This is a genomic window from Microbacterium sp. zg.Y909, assembly GCF_024626565.1.
The window spans coordinates 1-3,548 of record NZ_JANJFJ010000053.1 but is presented as its reverse complement, the minus strand read 5'-3'; the positions used below and the strand labels follow the sequence as shown (position 1 = coordinate 3,548).

Annotated in this window: 4 protein-coding genes; 2 read left to right on the top strand and 2 right to left on the bottom strand. The window is 70.9% G+C overall.

All coding sequences use genetic code 11. The features are described from left to right. Window positions 1–546: DUF2207 domain-containing protein (locus NQ160_RS06245; RefSeq protein ID WP_257514368.1), on the top strand; the 546-nt coding region annotated here is incomplete at its 5' end. A gap of 19 nt (window positions 547–565) precedes the next feature. Here NQ160_RS06245 and NQ160_RS06240 read toward each other — a convergent pair. Both NQ160_RS06240 and NQ160_RS06235 read right to left on the bottom strand, forming a co-directional pair. Continuing rightward, window positions 566–1,357, bottom strand: coding sequence for an ABC transporter permease (locus NQ160_RS06240; RefSeq protein WP_257514367.1), 792 nt, complete (start codon window positions 1,355–1,357; stop codon window positions 566–568). After that, window positions 1,354–2,406 (bottom strand): ATP-binding cassette domain-containing protein, encoded by a 1,053-nt coding sequence (locus NQ160_RS06235; RefSeq protein ID WP_257514366.1) that lies wholly within the window; start codon window positions 2,404–2,406, stop codon window positions 1,354–1,356. Before NQ160_RS06235 ends, NQ160_RS06240 begins: the two co-directional genes overlap by 4 nt. Before the next feature lie 62 nt (window positions 2,407–2,468). Here NQ160_RS06235 and NQ160_RS06230 point away from each other — a divergent pair, with 62 nt between their 5' ends. After that, window positions 2,469–3,455, top strand: coding sequence for a helix-turn-helix transcriptional regulator (locus NQ160_RS06230; protein WP_257514365.1), 987 nt, complete (start codon window positions 2,469–2,471; stop codon window positions 3,453–3,455). Window positions 3,456–3,548 lie beyond the last annotated feature (93 nt).

Sequence of the window (3,548 nt, the reverse complement as noted above, 5' to 3'; positions counted from 1 at the left end):
GGGACGGTGCTCGTGATCCTCTTCGGGATGCTGGCAATCGCGGCATCCGTCAACGTGTTGGTGCCGCTGGTGCTCATGGTGGTGGCGGGGATCGTGCTGGCCTTCGGAATGGGGTTGGTCTTCCACCGGCCGTTGACGGATGCCGGTGCGGAGCTGCGTGACCACCTGGCGGGCCTGAAGATCTTCATCGACTGGGCGGAGGCGGACCGCATCCGCATGCTGCAATCGCCGATGGGTGCCGAGCGGCGCCCCGTCGACGTCGGCGACCCACGGCAGATGATCCACCTGTACGAGACGCTGCTGCCCTATGCCGTCGTCTTCGGGCAGGAGAAGAAGTGGGCTGATGAGCTGATGGTCCACTACGGAGACGCCGGGGTGACCCCCTCGTGGTACTACGGCTCCGCGGCCTTCAACGCCGCAGCGTTCTCGTCGAGCATCGCCTCGCTGTCGAGCGCCGCGATGTCGTCGTCGTCGACGTCGGGCGGCTCGTCCGGCGGTGGCTCCGCAGGCGGAGGCGGCGGAGGCGGCGGAGGCGGCGGCGTCTGACGCGCCCCGCGCCCGGCGGTCAGCTGCTGCGGCGCATCGCGCGGATGCCGACGGCGAGCCCGACCGCCGCAAGCGCCAAGGCGGCGACCCAACCCCAGAGGACCGGGCCGCTGCCGACGTCCCCGGCGAACAGGGCGCGCTCGGCCTGCACGACCCAGTTGATCGGATTCACGGTGGCGACCGCCCGCATCCATCCCGGCGCGGCGTCGAGGGGCAGCAGCATGCCTGACAGGATCAGCAGCGGGAAGATGAGCGTCTGCTGCACGCCCCAGAAGAGCCATTCCCTGTCGCGCGTCGCGAGGGCCAGCGCATACGACAGCGACCCCAGCCCGACGCCGAACACTGCGAGCAGTGCAAGGCCGACCGCGAGCCCGATCGGGTGGGTCGAGAAGCCGAACGGCCAAGCGATCAGCACGATGAGCAGGGCCTGCACGAGGATCGGCACGATCTCCTTGAGAGCGCGGCCGACCAGCAGCGACGAGCGCACCAGCGGCGCCACCAGCGTGCGTTCGTGCGAGCCGGTCATCATCTCGTACTGCAGGTTCGATCCCGTCGCGCCGGTGCCGAAGAGGACGATCATCACGAGCACCCCAGGCACGAACCACTGCAGGGTCTCGGATGTCGGCGTGCCGGAGGTGCCGATCAGCAGCGGCGCGAACAGCCCGAGGAAGACCAGTGGCTGCACGAGGCTGAAGATGAGCGTGAACGGGTCGCGCACCACGGGGCGGAGCTCCCGGGTGAGCACGTGCCACGTGTCGCGCGCGGCGTGAGGACGCACGGCGGTGTCAGGTCGGGCGGTGGTGGCGGTCATCGTGCGGCTCCTGTCGGCTGGGCGGCGGTGGCCGCCTGCGGTGTCTCGGTCTCGGTCTCGGTCTCGCCGGTTGCCGCGCCCTCTGCTGCGTCGCGCAGGGTGCGTCCGGTCAGCGCGAGGAAGACGTCGTCGAGGGTGGGCGGCACGCCCGTGGCGCGGGTGACGACGATGCCCGCTTCGTCCAGCGCGCGGATCGCCGCCGGCAGCAGCCGGTCGCCATCGGGCACGGTGAGGGTGAGGGATGCCGCGTCCTGACGCCGCACGTCGCGGTCAGTGAGGCGCCCGACCACCGGCAGCGCGGCATCCGCGTCTGCAGGCCGCTCGAAGCCGAGGGTGAGCAGATCGCCGGCCAGTTCCGCCTTCATGCGGGCGGCGGTGTCGTCGGCGATCACGCGCCCGCTGTCCATGACCATGACCCGCTTGGCGTACCGGTCGGCCTCCTCCAGATAGTGCGTCGTGAGGAACACTGTCGTGCCGTGCGTGGTGCGCAGGTCGAGGATGTGCTGCCAGAGGTTCGCCCGGCTCTGCGGGTCGAGTCCCGTGGAGGGTTCGTCGAGGAACAGCAGGGGCGGCGCGTGCATGAGCCCGAGCGCGATGTCGAGGCGCCGCTTCTGGCCGCCCGAGAGCTGCTGGACAGACCGCGACGCGAAGGGTGCGAGGTCGAGCGACTCGATGAGCTCGTCGGCCCGCGTGACTGATGCGGTGCGCGAGAGCCCGTAGAACGCGCCCTGGCTGAGCAGCTCGTCGCGCACCCGCTGTGAGAAGCTGCCGCTGGTGAGCTGTCCGACGTAGCCGATGCGGGCGCGCACACCGGCGGGGTCTCGCAGGATGTCGCGCCCGACGACGCGCGCGGTGCCTTCGGTCGGGGCGAGCAGCGTCGTTAGCATGCGCAGGCTCGTGGACTTTCCGGCACCGTTGGGGCCGAGAAATGCGACCAGTTCGCCGGCGGCGACCTGGAACGTGAGGTCGGTGACCGCCGCGACGGTCTTCTTCTTGACGGTGAAGCGCTTGGTGAGTCCCCGCGCTTCGAGGATGGGTTCGTTCGACATGCGCCGACCGTACGCGTCGTCGCGGACACATCCGGTCCGCATTGTCGGGCAGACTGCGGGACATGTCCGACACCACCTCTCGTGCGCTGGAGCTGCTGAACCTGCTGCAGACGCACCGGCACTGGCCGGGGTCCGAGCTCGCCCGGCGCCTCGGTGTGACCGAGCGGACCGTGCGCCGCGATGTCGAGCGGCTGCGGGAACTCGGCTACCGCATCGAGTCCTCGCCGGGCGCGGCCGGCGGCTATCGGCTCGACGCGGGGAGTGCGGTGCCGCCGCTGCTGCTCAACGACGATGAGGCCGTCGCGATGGCGATCGGCCTGCGCATCGCGGCGACGCAGCGCCTGATCGGTGGAGTCGACACGGCGCTGACGGCGCTGGCCAAGCTCGAGCAGGTGCTCCCTGCGGCGTTGCGTCGACGGGTTATGGCGCTCGCCGACACCGTGCATCCCGTCCGCATCGGCGGGGGAGAGGCGGCTTCCACCGCGGTCCTCGGCGAGTTGGCGCTCGCGTGCCGGGATTGCGAACGGGTGCGCTTCACCTACACATCGGCGGCGGGCGAGACGACGCACCGCCGGGTCGAGCCGCACTACCTGGCTCCCGCCGACCGGCACTGGTACCTGCTGTGCTGGGATCTCGAGCGAGACGACTGGCGGACATTCCGTGTGGACCGGCTCTCGGACGTCGAGCACGCGCGCGTGCTGTTCGAGCCGCGCCCGCTCACCGCGGAGGAGGTCGACGAGTTCATCACGGTTGCGCGATCGTGGGTGCGTCAGCCGGTGGAGACGGACGTGGTGATGGAGCTGCCGATCGACACCATGCGCGCGTCGTTCGGACAGTGGGGCCAGGGAGCGACGGCGGAGGATGCCGAACACACGCGGTGGCCCGTCGGCGGCGCGGACTGGCGCGAGACGATGTACGGGATGTCGTGGATACCCGCCGGCGTGCCGTTCACGACGGATCTCGCCGAGGCCCACCGTGCCGAGATGCGCGAGGCGCTGGTGCGGATCCTGGGCGCCCTCGATGCGCCGCCTCCACCGCCGCGCGTCTGACTGGTCTCGCCGGAGTCGGGCTGCACGGCGATCGCCATGCGACTGCGCGCCGGGTCGAGCGGTCCGCGTCGTGACGCGGGCAAGGGAAAGGCC